Annotated in this window: 17 protein-coding genes; 6 read left to right on the plus strand and 11 right to left on the minus strand. The window is 57.1% G+C overall.

Features of this window, described 5'->3' with window-relative positions; translation table 11 throughout:
• Positions 1–446 precede the first annotated feature (446 nt).
• Together curA and OGY35_RS20595 are read right to left on the minus strand one after the other, a co-directional pair.
• Positions 447–1,484 (minus strand): NADPH-dependent curcumin/dihydrocurcumin reductase, encoded by a 1,038-nt coding sequence (gene curA, locus OGY35_RS20590; RefSeq protein WP_286633303.1) that lies wholly within the window; start codon positions 1,482–1,484, stop codon positions 447–449.
• A gap of 57 nt (positions 1,485–1,541) precedes the next feature.
• Positions 1,542–2,117: a helix-turn-helix domain-containing protein gene (locus OGY35_RS20595; protein ID WP_152404614.1), complete on the minus strand. Its 576-nt coding sequence runs from the start codon at positions 2,115–2,117 to the stop codon at positions 1,542–1,544.
• 37 nt (positions 2,118–2,154) lie between these two features.
• Here OGY35_RS20595 and OGY35_RS20600 point away from each other — a divergent pair, with 37 nt between their 5' ends.
• Entirely contained in the window at positions 2,155–2,673 is a 519-nt protein-coding gene (locus OGY35_RS20600; RefSeq protein WP_152404612.1) for a GNAT family N-acetyltransferase, read from the plus strand.
• Entirely contained in the window at positions 2,670–3,119 is a 450-nt protein-coding gene (locus OGY35_RS20605; RefSeq protein WP_152404610.1) for a DMT family transporter, read from the plus strand. The genes OGY35_RS20600 and OGY35_RS20605 overlap by 4 nt, the downstream gene beginning before the upstream one ends.
• Here the strand turns inward: OGY35_RS20605 and OGY35_RS20610 are convergent, their stop codons facing one another.
• Together OGY35_RS20610 and OGY35_RS20615 are read right to left on the minus strand one after the other, a co-directional pair.
• On the minus strand, positions 3,120–3,353 hold the full coding sequence (locus tag OGY35_RS20610) for a YdcY family protein (protein WP_152404608.1): 234 nt from the start codon (positions 3,351–3,353) through the stop codon (positions 3,120–3,122). It abuts the gene before it with no gap.
• 9 nt (positions 3,354–3,362) lie between these two features.
• Positions 3,363–4,961 carry an ABC transporter substrate-binding protein gene (locus OGY35_RS20615; protein WP_152404606.1) on the minus strand — a complete coding sequence of 533 codons (1,599 nt, stop codon included), beginning with the start codon at positions 4,959–4,961 and terminating at the stop codon, positions 3,363–3,365.
• 259 nt (positions 4,962–5,220) lie between these two features.
• Here OGY35_RS20615 and OGY35_RS20620 point away from each other — a divergent pair, with 259 nt between their 5' ends.
• From OGY35_RS20620 to OGY35_RS20630, 3 genes are read left to right on the plus strand one after another with little or no spacing between them, the layout of a single operon-like run.
• Positions 5,221–6,531, plus strand: a complete 1,311-nt coding sequence (locus OGY35_RS20620) for an SrfA family protein (protein WP_286633304.1) — start codon at positions 5,221–5,223, stop codon at positions 6,529–6,531.
• 4 nt (positions 6,532–6,535) lie between these two features.
• Positions 6,536–9,517, plus strand: a complete 2,982-nt coding sequence (locus tag OGY35_RS20625; RefSeq protein ID WP_286633305.1) for a virulence factor SrfB — start codon at positions 6,536–6,538, stop codon at positions 9,515–9,517.
• A complete protein-coding gene (locus OGY35_RS20630) occupies positions 9,514–11,664 on the plus strand; it encodes a virulence factor SrfC family protein (RefSeq protein WP_286633306.1) in 2,151 nt (716 codons plus the stop codon). The genes OGY35_RS20625 and OGY35_RS20630 overlap by 4 nt, the downstream gene beginning before the upstream one ends.
• A gap of 33 nt (positions 11,665–11,697) precedes the next feature.
• Here OGY35_RS20630 and ortT read toward each other — a convergent pair whose 3' ends face one another.
• Positions 11,698–11,871 (minus strand): orphan toxin OrtT, encoded by a 174-nt coding sequence (gene ortT / locus OGY35_RS20635; RefSeq protein ID WP_042318948.1) that lies wholly within the window; start codon positions 11,869–11,871, stop codon positions 11,698–11,700.
• Positions 11,872–12,064: 193 nt separating this feature from the next.
• Here ortT and yncL point away from each other — a divergent pair, with 193 nt between their 5' ends.
• The gene (gene yncL, locus OGY35_RS20640; protein ID WP_071820580.1) at positions 12,065–12,160 is read left to right on the plus strand and encodes a stress response membrane protein YncL; all 96 of its coding nucleotides are present in this window, start codon (positions 12,065–12,067) and stop codon (positions 12,158–12,160) included.
• 122 nt (positions 12,161–12,282) lie between these two features.
• Here the strand turns inward: yncL and OGY35_RS20645 are convergent, their stop codons facing one another.
• The 6 genes from OGY35_RS20645 to ydcS all read right to left on the minus strand — a co-directional run bounded on the left by OGY35_RS20645 (position 12,283) and on the right by ydcS (position 18,086).
• On the minus strand, positions 12,283–12,594 hold the full coding sequence (locus OGY35_RS20645) for a hypothetical protein (protein ID WP_286633307.1): 312 nt from the start codon (positions 12,592–12,594) through the stop codon (positions 12,283–12,285).
• A gap of 128 nt (positions 12,595–12,722) precedes the next feature.
• Entirely contained in the window at positions 12,723–14,147 is a 1,425-nt protein-coding gene (gene patD, locus OGY35_RS20650) for an aminobutyraldehyde dehydrogenase (RefSeq protein ID WP_286633308.1), read from the minus strand.
• Between the two features lie 21 nt (positions 14,148–14,168).
• A complete protein-coding gene (locus OGY35_RS20655) occupies positions 14,169–14,975 on the minus strand; it encodes an ABC transporter permease (protein WP_286633309.1) in 807 nt (268 codons plus the stop codon).
• A complete protein-coding gene (locus OGY35_RS20660) occupies positions 14,965–15,909 on the minus strand; it encodes an ABC transporter permease (RefSeq protein ID WP_286633310.1) in 945 nt (314 codons plus the stop codon). The genes OGY35_RS20655 and OGY35_RS20660 overlap by 11 nt, the downstream gene beginning before the upstream one ends.
• On the minus strand, positions 15,910–16,923 hold the full coding sequence (locus tag OGY35_RS20665; protein WP_286633311.1) for an ABC transporter ATP-binding protein: 1,014 nt from the start codon (positions 16,921–16,923) through the stop codon (positions 15,910–15,912).
• A gap of 17 nt (positions 16,924–16,940) precedes the next feature.
• Positions 16,941–18,086, minus strand: coding sequence for a putative ABC transporter substrate-binding protein YdcS (gene ydcS, locus OGY35_RS20670; protein WP_286633313.1), 1,146 nt, complete (start codon positions 18,084–18,086; stop codon positions 16,941–16,943).
• Positions 18,087–18,275: the final 189 nt, after the last annotated feature.

Raw genomic sequence — 18,275 nt, forward strand, 5'->3', positions numbered from 1 at the left:
CTAAATCGCCTAATTGATATAAATATCGCCTGGTATGAAAAATGTAAAACGTAAACAACAGTAATTTACCCACGTTATTTTAACTGCCCCGACAGATTATTCGTCGGTTACGCGGTGATATATACCCGTCATACTTCAAGTTGCAGATGCGTTGGCTGGGCTCGTTCACCCCAGTCACTTACTCGAGTAAGCTCCCGGAGATTAATGAGAGACATCCTGTCTCTCACCGAAGGCCAGCCTGCGGCTGGTCAAATTCATTCCCGACGAATTTGTCACGCCCATGCCGCGTGACTCAGCCTTCGGCTTCGCCCCTTCGGGGCCAGCGCTAGCGCTGTTCAAAGCCCTTTGGGCTTTGTCCTGCAACTCGACTTATTTAGGGTATAATTAAAGCTGGAATTTAAAATTTTGCCTATTTTTTAATGGCGGCTTTCGCCGCCAGGTTCTGTTTACGCGTCGTCGGCCAGACGGATCACCACTTTGCCAAAGTTTTTACCGGTCAGCAGGCCGATAAACGTCTCTGGCGCGTTCTCCAGTCCGTCAGTGACCTGCTCGCGGTAGTGGATTTTCCCCTCTTTCACCCAGCGCCCCATTTCCTGCTGAAATTCGTGGATGCGGTGTCCGTAGTCCTGACCGATGATAAACCCCTGCAGTCGGATTCGTTTCTTCAGCAGGGTCGCCATCAGCAGCGGCAGTCTGTCGGGACCCGCCGGCAAGTTTGTCGCGTTATAACCGCTAACCAGACCACAGAGCGGGATCCGCGCCGAGGTGTTCAGCAACGGCAGCACCGCGTCAAACACCTTCCCGCCCACATTTTCGTAATAGACATCAATACCTTGTGGGCAAGCTTTCGCCAGTTCTTCAGCAAAGTCGCTGGCATAGTGATCCAGACAGACATCGAAGCCCAGCACGTCAGTGGCATGGCGGCATTTTTCCGCACCGCCAGCAACGCCCACGACGCGACACCCCTTCAGCTTGCCAATTTGCCCAACCGTTGCGCCGACAGGGCCGGTTGCGGCCGCCACGACCAGCGTCTCGCCCTCTTTCGGCTGACCGATGTCAAGCAATCCCATATAGGCGGTAAATCCGGGCATCCCCAGCACGCCAAGCGCCCATGACGGATTCTCGGGATGATCCCCAAGCTTCACCAGCCCCGTGCCGTCGGAGATATCATAATCCTGCCAGCCGCTGTAGCTCAGGACCCATTCGCCAGGTTTATAGTCAGGATGATTTGACGTCACTACACGACTGACGGTGCCACCAACCATCACACCACCAATCTCGACCGGCGGCGAATACGACGGTTCATCGCTCATGCGTCCGCGCATATACGGGTCGAGCGACAGGTAAATCGTGCGCAGTAAAATCTGACCTTCGCCAGGGGTGGCGACATCGTCTTCTTCCAGACGGAAATTTTCCGCCACCGGTGCGCCATGTGGCCGGGATGCTAACACCCAACGACGATTACGCTGTGTTTGTTGAGCCATGATGTTCTCCTCTGCTTTTGGCATGAATCCATCAATAGTAGCAGGCCGCCGCGGTCATTAACTCCCGGCCTGGTTTAAGCGCACAACGAGGTAAACGCAGGGTTGCGTCGTCTCATTGATAAAACGACAGTCATTTGGCGGCCCCAGCTCCAGGCAATCTCCCGCCTTCATCTCGTGACGCGTATCCCCTTCGACGAACACCAGTTCGCCCCGCTGCAGCCAGATCAACTGCCGGGCCTGAACGTACGATGACGCTGGCATGGGGATATCGCTACCCGCTGGCAATTCAATTTGCACCAGATCGATAGGCAGATCGCTACGCGGCGACACATGGCGGCGCAGATAGTGACTCTGCGGATCGTGCCACACGGGCTGATCGGCGAAACGGGACAGTTTACCCTCCTGCATTTCGGCACGAGCAATCAGCATGGACATACTGATGCCAAACGCCCCGGAGAGCCTGCCGAGCAGCGTCGCCGTTGGACTGCTTTCGCCGCGTTCGATTTTGTGGATCATGGCGCGCGACACGCCCGCCCGTTCAGCCAGTTCGGTAAGCGACCAGCTGCGGGATTCTCGTTCAATGCGAATTCTTGCACCGATCCGTTGATTTATGCTGTCTTCAATAGTATTCATATCGTAATACTATAGTGAACAAGCCCTGAGGTTCAACATGTCTATTCGATTCGCCAGCAAAGAGGACTGCGCCGCCATCGCAGAGATTTATAACCATGCGGTGCTGCACACGGCCGCCATCTGGAACGATCAGACGGTCGATGCCGATAACCGCATTACATGGTATCAAGCGCGGCAGGCGCTGGGTTATCCGGTGCTGGTAAGCGTGGAAGGTGACGTTGTCACGGGTTACGCCTCGTTTGGTGACTGGCGCAACTTTGATGGCTTCCGCCATACCGTCGAACATTCGGTTTATGTCCATCCGGATCATCAGGGAAAAGGTCTGGGACGCCAGTTACTGAGCAGGCTGATTGATGAAGCCCGTCGCTGTGGTAAACATGTGATGGTCGCCGGTATTGAATCGCAGAACCACGCCTCACTACACCTGCACGAGACGCTCGGGTTTAACACTACCGCGCAGATGCCGCAGGTAGGCACTAAATTTGGCCGCTGGCTGGATCTGACCTTTATGCAGTTACAGCTTGACGACCGCCTCGAACCGGACTCGCGCGGATGAACCAGTCGCTCACCCTCGCCTTTCTCATCGCCGCCGGTATCGGTCTGGTGGTACAAAACACCCTGATGGTGCGGATTACACAGACCTCATCGACCATCCTGATCGCCATGCTGTTGAACTCGCTGGTCGGGATTGTGCTGTTTGTCAGCATTTTGTGGTTTAAACAGGGCGTGGCGGGATTTGGCGAACTGGTTTCCAGCGTGCGCTGGTGGACGCTGATCCCCGGTCTGCTGGGCTCGTTTTTCGTTTTCGCCAGCATCAGCGGCTATCAACATGTTGGTGCGGCGACCACCATTGCGGTGCTGGTCGCCAGCCAGTTAATTGGCGGTCTCGTGCTGGATATTTTACGCAGTCACGGCGTTCCGCTCAGAGCCTTAATCGGCCCGGTTTGTGGCGCCGTGATGCTGGTGGTCGGCGCCTGGCTCGTCGCCAGGCGCCAGTTCTGATCAGAGGATCGTGCCGCCTTTCGTGAGTTGTTCGCGGCGCGCTTCCATATCTTCCTTATGCTGACGACCGTGGTGCGCGATAGCCGTTCTTAATCGCTGCTGCTGCGTGTAGCGATCTTCACGGCTTAACTGCGCGTCCTCGCTCAGGGCAACCAGCAGTTCGTTCATATGGGTAATGACGCCCTCATCAATGGCGGCATCGACACGGGCGCTGACCTCATCCAGGTGCGACATAAAAACTCCTTAATTCAGTTTTGCTTTTGAAAAATCACTGCCCATCAGGCTGACGCTGTAACCGGTCACGTTACTGCGCGTGGCGTAGAATGTCTTGCCGTTTGCCAGCGCAATCCACGGCGCCTGCTGATAATAGATCTCCTGCGCCTGCTGGTAGAGCTTCACGCGCGCTTCCGGTTTGCTGGTCAGCTTCGCTTTCTGGACCAGTGAATCATACTCCTTATCACACCAGCGCGCGGCATTCGATCCGGTTTTGATGTTGTTGCAGCCCAGCAGTACATCGGCGAAGTTATCCGGGTCGCCGTTATCCGACATCCAGCCAAACAGCGCGCTGTCATGCTCGCCTTTACGCATGCCGGAAAGGTATTCGCCCCACTCGTAAGAGACGATCTTCGCCTTCACGCCCACTTTTGCCCAGTCGCTTTGAATCATCTCCGCAATGCGTCGTGAGTTGGGGTTATACGGACGCTGCACCGGCATCGACCAGAGCGTCACTTCAAACCCTTTCTCCTGCCCGGCCTGCTGCAACAGTGCTTTCGCTTTCTCCGGGTCGTAGGCGTAATCCTTCAGTTCCGGATTAAAACCCATCATATTTGGCGGGATCGGTGATTTTGCCACTTTCGCCGAACCGAGGAACACGGCCTTCACAATCGCCTGCTTATCGGTGGCGTAGTTCAGCGCCTGGCGCACCAGCACATTATCAAACGGCTTTTTCTCGGTGTTGAAGGCCAGATAGCCGACGTTCAGCGCCTCAACGGCATGTAGCGCCAGGTCTTTGTTTTTCTTGATTTCATCAAACTGTACCGGCGATGGCGCAGGGATAATCTGACATTCGTTAGTTTGCAGTTTCGCCATCCGCGTCTGGACGTTCGGCGTGATGGCGAAGATCAGATGCTTTGTCGGCACCTCGCCGTCCCAGTAATTCGGGTTCGCCAGATAGCGAATCTGCGAGTCCTGTTTGTACTGTTGCAGGACGTACGGACCGGTGCCAATCGGCCAGTTATCGACGTTTTCCGGCGTCCCTTTTTTCAGCATGGCGTCGGCGTATTCCGCAGAAAGAATTGAGGCAAAATCCATTCCCCAGTCGGCAAGAAACGCGGCGTTAGGTTCACTGAGCACAAACTGCACGTGGTAATCATCGACCTTTTTCACCTCTTTAATCAGCTTATCGAAGCCCACGTCGTTGAAATACTCATAGCTGCCCTGAGACACATTGTGGTACGGATGTGTCGCGTCTTTCTGGCGTAATACCGAGAAAATGACGTCATCTGCGTTGAAATCGCGGGTCGGCTTGAAGAACTTGTTACTGTTGAACTTCACGCCCTGACGCAGCGTAAAGGTGTAGGTTTTACCATCTTCAGAGATAGTCCAGTCCGTCGCCAGCGACGGCACCGGCGTGTTTTTTACCGGGTCGAAATTGATCAGGCGGTTGTACAGCACCTGTGAACTGGCGACAAACGACGGGCCAGAACTGGCAATTTGCGGGTTAAAGGATTCTGGCGAGGCTTCCGAGCAATAGACAAGGGTGTCGTTATTTGCCGCCAGCGCGGCACCCGTTGGTAACACGGTACTGAGCGCCAGCGCGAGCAGCGTTTTCCCTGTGGACATGTTATGAACCTTCTTCGTTATTATTGAGGGGGTTATAGGAGCATAGATTAAGACAACTGAAAAATAACAAATCTGTCTCAGGTTATGCGAATCCACGCATTTTTGTTGGATCTTTCGCCACAGAATTTCTGTTAAGTCTTTTCGAAAACGTCAACGCATCTATGCCCTGAAAATTCACCCCTTTTTGCCTCTCTTCCACCGTTTGCCTGGGCCACGAATCCGTAAAGTAGATGCGTGAAAAAGTCTTAGGGTCCTTATCGTGGCAAAAACACTCTTGCGCAGCGGCAATCTGGATGATTATCAGGCCGTCGGCGGTGGCGGCCAGGCCGTCTTTGATTCAGCATTACAAATTCGTGAAACGCTCCGTCTGCGTAAGCAGCAGGCGATGGTGGATTGTCTCGCCATTCCACAAGTCAACGACAGCGGCGATCGGGTTGACTGGTATTCCCCCGTTGAAGGGGTATCCATCGCGTGGAAAGCCGCCGATGAAGAGGCGCGCTTTCGCGCCCTGCGCTATCTCTGTGCTACGCTGGAAAGCGCCGCATCGCTGAGCCGCAAAAGTCTGCAGTCCGGAAAAACGTCACTGCAACTGTTTGGTTCGCTGCTGGAAAAAGCCGTCCAGTTTCCAGGCGAAAATCACGTCTTCCTGGTGGATGGCAAACCGGTCATTACCTTCTGGGGATTTATCAATCTCAATGCGAACATCCGCGAGGATGTGCTGGAATGCCTGCGCGTCCAGGAAGAACCTGAACCGGAAATTCACATTGAGCCAGAACCGGTCGAAGAGGCGGTTCCTGAGGTGACATTTGCCCAGGCGGACGAACCGCTGCTCTCTACGCCTGTCGTCCCGGTCAGCGAGCCAGAACCGGTTAGTGTGCCGCAGCCGGTTCCTGTGGTCACCGAAGAAAAAGTGACGCCAGTCCCGGTCAAACCGTCACGTCGCCTGCCGCTGTGGAGCCTGCCCGTCGCCGCGTTGATTGTCGCCGCCATTGCCGCTCCGCTACTGTGGAAATCACAGACGCCAGCCATCGCGACGGAAGTGGTCAATGTACCGCCGCCACCGCCGCCGGAACTGAAACCTTTGCCGACGCTTATCGCCGCGCTGCCGCTGCATCAGGCGGAAGTCATTGCACCGATGAAAAAAGAAAAACCTGCCGATGAGCCGGTGGTGATTACCGCGATTCCGAAAGACGCGTTGGTGATGGATGCGAACCAGATGAAGGCTGGCACCACGCGCTTCCTCAACGGTAACTGGCGCGTCATGGTGGACGTGAAAGATCCCGTCACCGGCAAAGCGCCGTCTCTGCGCTACCAGATCCAGAACAATAAAGGTACGGCGCGTGTGGTTCACGGCGACAACATCGTCTGCCGCGCGGATCTCTTCTCGGGGCTGCATCAGAGTGGGGAATTAATGATTAAGAGTCGTGGCAATGCGCGCTGCACCGACGGTTCACGCTATCCGATGCCGGAGATCACCTGTAAAGCCGGGGCCAATGATGTCGCCGCCTGTACCGCCCGCTTTGATGCGAAAGCAGCGATTCCGTTGACGTTCAAAAAGATAGGTGCCTGATTTTATGCTGGTGAATCTGTGTGATTACAAACAGAGCGTCACGCTCATCGCAAACAGCGGCGTTCAGTTTCTCGACTTTGGGCTAACGCCGCAGGAATCGGCGCAGCATGGTCGCTTCGTGCGTAAAACGGCCAATGGCCCCCTGCTGCGTCTGGATTACGATCTGACAAACGATCGCTATACCCTGCCCGCGCGACCTGGCTCGCAGCCGGAAGTGGTGAAACCGGAAAGTACGCAAACGCTGCACTACTCTCTCGATGTCCTCGACGGTATCTGGCTGCCGCTGCCGTTCCTGCGCTTTAATCCGCCACGCACCTTCGTTGAAGGGCCTGACAACTGGGCGCGCGTTCAGGTGCGTAAACTTGCTGAACCCGACAGCGCGGGCAATACCCACCGCGTCACCCTCGCGCTTGATAGCCAGTTGAGCGCGAATGCGCCCGCTGCGCTCGCGCCCGGCGAAAACGATTTACTGAACGGCACCCGTTTTGCGCTGGCCTGGCGCGACGAGGAGATCGCGGATTTTCTCGATCAGACCTGGATTGATGGCTGGCTGCGCGAGGCGTTTCTCAACCACGTCAGCCAGCAGGAAAACCGCACTGAGCAGGCTATCAGCCTGGCGCTGCGCAACTTTGAGTATCAGGCGCACTGGCTGAACCTGCTGGCGCTACTGGGGGAACAGCTCGCCGTACCGGAAGTCAAACTGGTGACCCACACCCTCAGCACCCCAGCGATCCCGGTCGATTTGATTCTGGATGTTGGTAACACCCATACCTGCGGCGTATTGATTGAAGATCATGGCGACGCCAATGACGGACTGCGTCAGACGGCGGAACTGCAGGTTCGATCGCTGAGCGAACCGCAGTATCTCAACGATCCGCTGTTCACCAGTCGTCTTGAATTTTCAGAAGCCCGCTTTGGCAAACAGCATTTCTCCGTTGAAAGCGGACGTGAAGATGCCTTCATCTGGCCGTCGATTGTGCGGGTCGGTGACGAAGCGCGTAAGCTGGCGATGCAGCGCACGGGAACGGACGGTAATAGCGGTATTTCCAGCCCGCGCCGCTATCTGTGGGATGAAACGCCGGTGCTGCATGACTGGCGCTTCAGCCAGATGAACAGCAAAACGCAGCGCGAACCGCTCGCCACCGCCTTTCCGTTAATGAACCTGATGAACGACGACGGTCAGCCGCTCTACTCGCTGCCGCAGGATGACCGCCTGCCGGTGTTTTCGCCCCAGTACAGCCGCAGTACGCTGATGACCCATATGCTGTGCGAGATCCTCGCCCAGGCGCTGGGACAAATCAACAGCGTCGCGACCCGTCTGCGTCTGGGCTTTCCGGCATCGCCGCGGCAACTGCGCTCGCTGATCCTCACGCTCCCTTCCGCGATGCCCAAACAGGAACGCGAAATCTTCCGTTTGCGCATGTTCGAAGCGATAGCCATCGTCTGGAAAGCAATGGGCTGGCACCCGCAAGATGAAGATTTCAGCACGCGTAAACAGCAGGAAAAAAGTGTGGTTCCGGTCCCTGAAATTCAGATGGAGTGGGACGAAGCCAGTTGCGGTCAGTTAGTCTGGCTGTACAACGAAGCCATTTCCCACTATGCCGGTCGCAGCGAAGCATTCTTCAACGCCCTTGCCCGCCCGGATCGTCTGCCGGAACCCGGAGAGACGAAAGGCCGGGCGTTGCGCGTGGCCTCGATTGATATCGGCGGCGGCACCACCGATATGGCGATTGTCCACTATCAACTGGACGATGGCGTCGGCGCCAATGTGAAAATCACGCCGCATCTGCTGTTCCGCGAGGGTTTCAAGGTCGCGGGCGATGACATGCTGTTGGACATTATCCAGAAATGCATTTTGCCCGCCCTGCAAACCCGACTGCAGCAGGCGGGAGTCACCGATGCCGCCGCCCTGCTCGCCACGCTGTTTGGCGATTCCGGACGCATCGATACCCAGGCCGTTTTACGGCAACAGACGGCGCTACAGCTCTTTATGCCACTCGGTCACGCGGTGCTCTCTGCGTGGGAAAAGAGCGACATTAACGATCCGCTGGCCGGACTGCACGCCACCTTTGGCGATCTGCTGAACCATCGTCCGACCCGCAACGTACTGAACTACATTCAGCAGGCGATCGACCACGCGCTGCCGTCAGGTTCGCCGACGTTTGATCTCTTTAGCGTTCCATTGCAGGTACAGTTCAGCCAGTTACAGGAGGCGATGCTGGCAGGCCAGTTTACCCTGACCTCCCCGCTGCATGCGGTCTGTGAAGCCATTTCGCATTATTGCTGTGATGTTCTGCTGGTCACCGGCAGACCGACCTGTATCCCGGCGGTTCAGGCGCTGATCCGTCATCTGCAGCCGGTCCCGGTCAACCGCATGGTGTGGATGGACAACTACCGCGTCCATGAGTGGTATCCGTTCAGTCAGCAGGGGCGCATTGGCAATCCGAAATCCACCGCCGCCGTGGGGGCGATGCTGTGCAGCCTGGCGCTGGATCTGCGCCTGCCGCGCTTTAACTTTAAAGCCGCCGATATTGGCGCCTACTCAACCGTGCGCTACCTCGGGGTGCTCGACAATACGGTGAACACGCTGCGTGAGGAAAACGTCTGGTATCAGGATATTGATCTCGATAAACCCGGCGCGAAACTCGACACCCGCCTGCACTTCCCGCTGCGCGGCAACGTTACGCTCGGTTTCCGCCAACTGGCGAACAGTCGCTGGCCCGCAACGCCGCTGTATACGCTGAGCATTAACTCTGCCGATCTGGCGAAGAATATCGCCGGCGACGGTGTGTTAAATGTGCGTCTGCAACTGCGCGGCGGCAACAAAGAGAGCGGACCCGAGTCATTTGTGCTGAGTGACGCCTGGCTACAGGACGGCACGGCCGTGGCGGCGAATGCCCTGACCTTAAAATTGAATACCCTGGCCGATCGCCGACACAGCGGTAGCCATTACTGGATTGACAGCGGGAGCGTGTACCTGAAATGAGCAAGATGTTGAATACCACTCAGGCCGCGATCGCGTGGGTTAACCGCACCCGTCAGCACGCCATGACGCTGGATGATGAAGCAGATGCCCTGCTGGCACAACTCAACGGCGCAGCCGCCACGGAATCCGCCCTCAATGCCGCCCGACATGAGCGCGCCAGCATTGGGCTTTACGGCTATTCGCAGGCGGCGAAAGCGCATCTCCTTGCCGCGCTGTGCAGCAGCGACAACGGTAAGGTCAATGTCATTACGCCGGATCGCAGCTTCGACTATTTCAGTCATCTCAACCCCGGACACGCGCCAACCAACATGGCACTGCGTTTCACGCGCCAGGTTAACCTGTCCGACGACGAGTGGCCGCTGCGCCTGCGACTGGTAACGGAAGCTGAACTGGTGCAGATATTCATCGCCCAGGCCTGTGCTCAGCCAGCGTACCGGCAGGTGGAAAAAGCGATTATCGAATCGCGCATCGAGAAGTGGCAGTCGCTACGTCAGTTACATCCCGTTCAGGGCGTGACGGCGCAGGAAGTGGCGACCATTGCCCGCTTCTGGCAGCGTTGTCTCCCCGCATCGCAACAGCAGATTGATGACGCGCTGTGGCAGCAGTTTGCCCTGCTGTTGCCGACGGTCGATCTCTCAACCCGCGCCAGCGCCTGGTCGCTGTTGTGGGGTGAGCAGCCGGAGCTGACGCAGCAGTGGCTGGAACTGGCACAGGTCCTGCAACAGACCGGTCATGCCAGCGAAGTCGCCGCGCCGCTGAGCCTGCTGGTCGATCAGTTTGGTTTACCCTCCGAAAGCTTTATCACCCAGGAATTTCTCGCCTCGCAGGAGGCGCAAAGCGATGTGGTCGTCCATCCCGTTGTGGATGAGAAGCGACTTAACGCCGTCAGTCTGGCCCAGGCGTCGCTGGCCCTGTTGACGCGCGAACTGGTGCTGAGTGTGGAAGATAGCGTACTGGATGGCGTCGATCTGCTGGATATTCCGCTCGCGCCGCTCAACCACCCGCAACCGCTCTGGCAGGCTAAACTGGGCTGGTTGCTGGAGCATTACCGGCAGCAGCTTCAGCCCGATGTACTGGTTGTCTGTAATGCCACCGCCACCCGCACGCAGACGCCGTCTACGGCCAGAACGTTGCTCAACTGGGTGCACGACACGCAGCCGACGCGCGAAACCGCGATGCCTGGCGTGGTGTGGGCGATTACGCCGCAGGATGCGCGATTTACCACGCAGCAGAATCTGGACGAAGCGGTCCAGCATCTGATGGGAAAACCGGGCCAGCACTGGGGCACTCTACAGGCGCTGGATAAACACAGTCTGCTGCGGTTGACTGAATGGCTGTCGCAAGCCACGTCAACGCCACAGCGTCAGGCGCGGCTGCAGGCGCTGAGCGAGCAGCATCTACAGCATGTTCGTGAACTGATGCTGGCGCAACCTGCCGAAGCGCCCAGCGCGGAAGCGGTCGTCCGCCAGTTACAACAGCAGGCGGCGCATCACGGCGATCTGCTCGACGGCCTGTTACCGGCGGTACAACAATTTGAAACTCTGCTCCGTCGCCCGCAACCGCGCGAAGAACAGGTAAGCGGCTTGTTCAATGACGCCATTGACCTTTTCGCGGACGTCCGTGACGCGCCGCAACAGGCAGAGAACAAAGAGACGGGCTATCAGGCGCACCGCATGTGGCTCAACCACATTCGCCAGTGGAGTCGCGATGATGGTCAGGCGAAACGTTTAGGTTTGACGCCCGCAGCGCTGCGTCAGGTCGTCGACATTCTGGCGATCGCCAGCTACCGCCTGCAACTGCCGCAGCAGCTGCAACAGATATTGCAGCGTGAAGAGGTCTGCGCTGCCCAGTTGCACGCCTGTATCGCCAATTTTATTGCCTGGCTTGGCTATGCCGACGTGGCTGAGGCAGAACGCCCCGCCAGTCGGATCGTCAAAGGAACGGCAATTTTCAGCGCGGTCAAACGCCAGCCGATGGCGCGACTAACACAACTGGAAGAGCAACCGGTACACGCCGCCAGCCGCTATGTCTATGACTGGCTGGTTGCGCTGTATACGCGGGCAACGGAAAACAAGGGGTATCAGCATCCGCAGGATGTGACTGAAGCAGACCGAAAGGCGCTGTGCGCGTTGCTGACAACGGCCTGAGGTTCAGCCGGGATGGACACCGGCTGAGTCGACTCAAAACAGCGAAAACAACAGAGCGACAGGAAAACTCATTGGCCAGGTGGCCCCGACCAGAAAGGCACTCAGAAAGCGGATGCGTTTTTTATCATGCGAGAGGAACCAGGTGATCAGAAAGGCAATCGCGGCCATTACCGCATAGAACATCAACATTTTTTGGTACAAAGACATTTAAGGGCATCCGGCCAGAAGAATAAAACGCGCGCAATATGCTCCATTTTTTGATGCACATCAAGTTTTATCACTTTTGGTCAACCATTTTGCCGCTTTTTATGACCGCTTACGTTAAGTCCCTGGTTTGTACTATTGCGGATCGCGAGACAGCGAACTATATACAAAGGGGCACTAACACAGGGTGGCAAAAATGAATGTTTCCAGTAGAACCGTGGTGTTGATAAATCTCTTTGCTGCTGTTGGTCTTTTTGCTCTTATCTCATTGAGATTTGGCTGGTTTATCTAAATTTTGAGTGCTTGCGACGCAGACGGGCAGAGAGGAGAATCCTCTCTGCCTTCGGTCGACGATCCTCTCACTTCCCCGCGATAGCGTAAATGATCCCTAATGTTTACTCATTCGGGATGACATCAGAGCGGCACCTTCTCGTTGACCTCAAACTGGAACACATACGGATCGGAAAGCAGCGCAAACTGTTCGTCATCAGGATAGGTCACCGCGACGTGATAATCTTCGCCGGCAAAAGCTTTAATTGCCGCCAGATTGTGCCAGTACGTGGCGAGGAAGAAGTGCTCCCATTCCCCTTGCCGCTCCCGGCGTACAAATGCCCCTGCATTCCCCAGAATGCTTTGGGAATGCTTAACGCCGGTCAATTCTAAATGTACTGCAAATCCATCGCCATGCTGCACGGGTACACAGCCATGCCACGTTCTAACAATCATACCCACTCCATTTAAATGCATTTTTTATGAATGACTATTCACCATACCATACTCTTTTGCCCCTGAGTATTGACAACAAAAAGCCCTGCACGGCGGCAGGGCTTACGGCTTATCACGGACACGGTCGATCAGTGTTTCACCATGACGTGACGGATCACGGTGTAGTCCTCCAGTCCATACAGTGACATGTCTTTACCATAGCCAGACAGTTTCTGCCCGCCGTGCGGCATTTCGCTCACCAGCATGAAATGGGTATTAACCCAGGTGCAGCCGTATTGCAGACGCGCACTGACCCGGTGCGCGCGTCCGACATCACGCGTCCAGACCGATGAGGCGAGGCCATATTGCGAATCATTGGCCCATTCCAGCACCTGTTCTTCCTCCTCGAAGACCGTCACGCTGACCACCGGACCGAACACTTCTCGCTGGACGATCGCATCCTCCTGCTTAGCCCCTGCCAGCAGCGTCGGGGCGAAGTAGTAACCCGGCCCTTCGACTCTTTTCCCACCGGTGACCACATTGATATGTCCCAGCGCTTTCGCATCTTCAACGGCTTTGGTGACGCGCTCCAGATGCGCCAGTGAGCTCAACGGACCCAGTTCAGTCGATTCCTCCTCCGGCGCGCCGGTCTTCAGGCTGGCTACGGCGGCAGCGAGTTTCTCAACCAGCGCGTCGTAAACGCCCTTCTGCGCGTAAATACGACAGGCGGCGGTACAGTCCTGACCGGCATTGTAGAAACCGAAGGTGCGCACCCCTTCCACCACCGCATCCACGTCAGCGTCGTCGAACACAATCACCGGCGCTTTCCCCCCCAGTTCCATGTGCGTGCGCTTAATCGACGGCGCCGTGTGGCTGATGATGTGCTCGCCGGTAGCAATCGAACCGGTTAAGGAGACCATGCGCACTTTCTTGTGCCCGGTCAGCGGATCGCCGACCGTTTTGCCTCTGCCAAACAGTACGTTGAGCACGCCCGGCGGGAAGATATCTTTGGCGTATTCCGCCAGTTTCAGCGCGGTCAGCGGTGTGATTTCCGACGGTTTGATCACCACACAGTTACCGGCCGCCAGCGCGGGGGCCAGTTTCCACGCCGCCATCATCAGAGGATAGTTCCACGGCGCGATGGAGGCGACAACGCCGACCGGATCGCGACGAATCATCGAGGTATGACCTTCCAGATATTCCCCCGCCGCCAGACCGTTCAGACAACGTGCTGCACCGGCGAAAAAGCGAAACACATCGACAATCGCCGGGATCTCATCATTGAGCGCGCAATGCAGCGGCTTGCCGCAGTTGCGTGATTCCAGTTCGGCAAAGACCTGCGCATTCTGTTCAATAACGTCAGCCAGTTTCAGCAGCAGTTCACTGCGCGCTTTTGGGGTCGTCTGTCCCCATTCGCTAAACGCACGATCGGCGGCGAGAACGGCCGCATCCACCTGAGCGGGAGACGCTTCTGCAATTTCCAGCAGCACCTCGCCGGTGGCGGGGTTATAGACGGGCTGTTTCTCACCTTCACCATTGACCAGCTCGCCGTTAATCAGTAATTGATGTTGCATAGCATTTTCCCATATCGTTGTTTATTTACCGTTTCCGGCGAGGCTGTCGCCTTCACGCGTGAGCCACCAGGCCCCCAGAATCGGAATGGTTGTGACCAGCATGACCAGCAGTGCCACGACGTTCGTCACCGGCACGTCGCGCGGTCGCCCTAACTGATTGAGCAACCACAGCGGCAGCGTCCGTTCGTGACCAGCAGTAAAGGTTGTGACGATGATTTCATCGAACGACAGCGCGAACGCCAACATTCCCCCGGCCAGCAGCGCCGATCCCAGATTCGGCAACACCACGTAGCGGAAGGTCTGCCAGCCGTTAGCGCCGAGATCCATAGAAGCCTCCACCAGGCTCCAGGCGGTACGACGAAAGCGGGCTATCACGTTGTTAAAGACCACCACCACACAGAACGTCGCATGACCGACGACGATGGTGAAAAAACCCGGTTCGAGATTGACCGTCTTAAACGCGGTCAGTAGCGCCAGACCGGTGACGATCCCCGGCAGGGCTATCGGTAACAGCAGCAATAATGAGATAGCGTTTTTACCGAAGAAATCACGCCGCCAGAGCGCCGCGGCGGCAAGCGTACCGAGCACCAGCGCAATTGCCGTCGACAACGCCGCGATTTTTAGTGACAACGTCACGGCATCCAGAATATCGCTGCGCTGCGCGGCAACGCTGAACCAGCGTAGCGTCAGCCCCTGCGGTGGAAAGCTAAAGGCAGCGTCTTCGGTATTAAACGCATAGGCTGCGATGATAAGAATCGGGAAGTGCAGGAAAACCACCCCGCCCCAGGCCGCCAGTTTGAGGAAAAACGGTGCGCGCTCAGAGTGCATCGAACGCTCCCAGACGTTTCACGAACGCCAGATAAAGGGCTATCAGCACAATTGGCACCAGCGTAAACGCCGCCGCCATCGGCATGTTGCCAATCGCACCCTGTTGGGAATAGACCATGTTGCCGATAAAATAGCCCGGCGGCCCCACGAGCTGCGGCACGATAAAATCCCCCAGCGTCAGCGAGAAAGTGAAGATAGAACCGGCGGCGATGCCGGGGATCGCCAGCGGCAGAACCACATAGCGGAAGGTCTGACGTGGACGAGCCCCCAGATCGGCGGACGCCTGTAACAGCGACGGTGGCAACCGTTCCAGCGCGGCCTGAACCGGCAGGATCATAAACGGCAGCCAGATATAGACGAACACCATAAAGCGCCCTAACCCCGACGTCGAGAGCGTGTTTCCCCCTACGGCCGGCAGCGTCAGCAGGCTGGTCAGCAGAGGTTCTACGCCAAGATGAACCAGGAACCACTGCGCCACCCCATCTTTCGCCAGCAGCAACGTCCAGGCGTAGGCCTTGACGATGTAACTCGCCCACATCGGTAGCATGACCGCAATATAGAAGAACGCCTTCATCTTGCCGGAGGTATAGCGCGCCATGTACCACGCCATCGGAAACGCCAGAATCGCGCTGGCTATTGTCACCGCAATCGCCATCGTCAGCGTGCGTAAGATGATGTCGTAGTTGGCGGGGTTAAACAGCGCGCGAAGATTGGCGAGCGTCAGATCCGGCGTCACCGACATGGTGAAGTCGTCGAAGGTGTAAAACCCCTGCCACAGCAGCGTCAGCAGCGAGCCGAAGTAGGCAATGCCAAACCACATCAGCGGGCCAAGCAGCAGCAAAAACAGCCCCAGACCGGGATGACGCCAGAAAAAGCCGGTGAGTTTACTCAGACCGCCGGGCCGTGAAGGCGTAGAGAGCACATTCATTGCCATTCACCTCTCCTCGACCAGCGGTACCATGACCTCGCGCGGCCATGACACCATCACCTGCTGACCGGGCGCGAGCAGAGTCGCAAACGGTTCTCCCGTCTGATTGGCCTGACTGACCAGCAGCTTTTCGCCGCCAGCAAGCCTGAGCTCAAAACGGGTGGCGGCCCCCTGATACTGCACGGCCTGAATCACCCCCTGCACCTGGATCTCTCCGGGAGTATTGAGCCGGATATGCTCCGGGCGCAGCGAGAAGCTGCCCGTCATCCCGCAGACGTTTGAGGCCATCGCGGGATCAAAGACGTTCGATGTTCCGACGAAACCCGCAACAAACGGCGTGCGCGGACGCATGTAGAGCTCGCGCGGCGAATCCACCTGCTCAATGCGGCCGTTGTTAAACACCGCCACGCGATCGGACATCGACAGCGCTTCGCCCTGATCGTGCGTCACGAAGATGAACGTAATCCCCAGCGACTGCTGGAGCTTTTTCAGTTCCAGTTGCATCTGCTCGCGCAGTTTCAGATCCAGTGCGCCAAGCGGTTCATCCAGCAGCAGCACGCGCGGTTCGTTGACCAGCGCCCTGGCGATGGCGACCCGCTGACGCTGACCGCCGGAAAGCTGTGACGGTTTGCGTTCGAAGGTAAACCCCAGCGCCACCTTTTCCAGCGCCTCACGGGCCTGGGCCTGACGCTGCTTCTTATCGACGCCTTTAACCATCAGGCCATAGGCGACATTGTCGAGAATCGACATGTGTGGAAACAGCGCGTAGTCCTGAAACACGGTATTCACATCCCGCTCCCAGGGCGGTAAATCGCTGGCTGGCTTGCCAAAGATGGCAATCGAACCGCCAGAAAGCTGTTCGAATCCGGCAATCAGGCGCAGGCAGGTGGTTTTGCCGGAGCCGGAGGGCCCCAGCATGGAGAAAAACTCACCGTCTTTAATCGCAATACTGACGCCATCGACCGCCCGCACGTCACCGTACAGACGCGAGACGTTGTCAAACTCCACTGCGTACGTCATAAATCACCCCAGTGACGTTAACGACCGCCCATGATGGCGATGTAATCCTGCGTCCAGCGACTGTACGGCACGAATTTACCGCCTTCAGCGACAGGCGTTTTCCAGAAGGCGATTTTGTCAAAATAGCGGTAGCCGTTGGTTTCACAGCCTTTGTCGCCCAGCAGCGTACTGGCCTTACAGCCTTCGGTGACGACCGGCAGCGATCCAAACCAGGCCGCCACATCGCCCTGAACTTTTGGCGTCAACGACCAGTTCATCCACTTGTAGGCGCAAACCGGGTGTTTTGCTTCGCTGTGCAGCATGGTGGTATCCGCCCAGCCGGTGACCCCTTCTTTCGGGAACACCGTACCAATGTGCTGCCCTTCACCCTTCAGCGCGTTCGCCTGATACGGCCAGGCGCTGGACGCCACGACGCCCTCATTTTTGAAATCGCTCATTTGTACGGTGGTGTCGTGCCAGTAACGGTGGATCAACGGTTGCTGCGCGCGCAGTACTTTCAGTACCGCCTGATACTGCGCTTCGGTAAGTTGATACGGATCCGAGATCCCCAGTTGCGGTTGGGTGGCTTTCACAAACAGCGCCGCGTCGGCAATGTAAATCGGTCCGTCATAGGCCTGCACGCGGCCTTTGTTGCTTTTTCCATCCGGCAGGTTTTGTTCAACGAACACCACGTTCCAGCTATCCGGCGGCGTCGGGAAAGTTTGCGTGTTGTACATCAGCAGGTTCGGTCCCCACTGATACGGCGTGCCGTAGACTTTGCCCGCCACGTTGAACCAGTCGCCTTTGACCACGCGGGGATCGACGGTTTTCCAGTTAGGGATGAGCGCCGTGTTGATTGGCTGCACGCGTTTACCCATGATCAGGCGCAGAGAGGCATCGCCAGAGGCCGTCACCAGATCGTAACCGCCTTTCGCCATTAGGCTGACCATCTCATCCGACGTCGCCGCCGTTTTGACGTTTACCGCACAGCCGGTCTCTTTTTCGAATTGTGTCACCCAGTCGTACTGTTTATCGGTCTGACCCCGTTCGATATAGCCCGGCCAGGCGATAATATCCAGGCGGCCTTCAGCCTGACCTAAAGCGGTGGGCGGTTCGGCGGCGTGCGCGGTCATCAGCGTCATACTGAGCGCGCACAGGCTGCTGCGGGCAAATTTCTTGCTCATAAGGTCTTACTCCTGTCGCAAAATATTGAGCGGCAGCCTTGCCGTAAATATATGTCCTTTCCTAAAAATAGTCGGCGCGCCGTCAGCGCACCTCCCGGCACGAGGAAATTTAATCAGGTTGTGACATAACGCGCATTACGCCCCGAACGCCGGCGCTGTGCGGCTATCTTCTGGAGTATAGACAAGGGG

The organism is Citrobacter sp. Ct235 (assembly GCF_030332305.1).
GTDB classification, from domain to species: Bacteria; Pseudomonadota; Gammaproteobacteria; order Enterobacterales; family Enterobacteriaceae; genus Citrobacter_A; species Citrobacter_A telavivensis.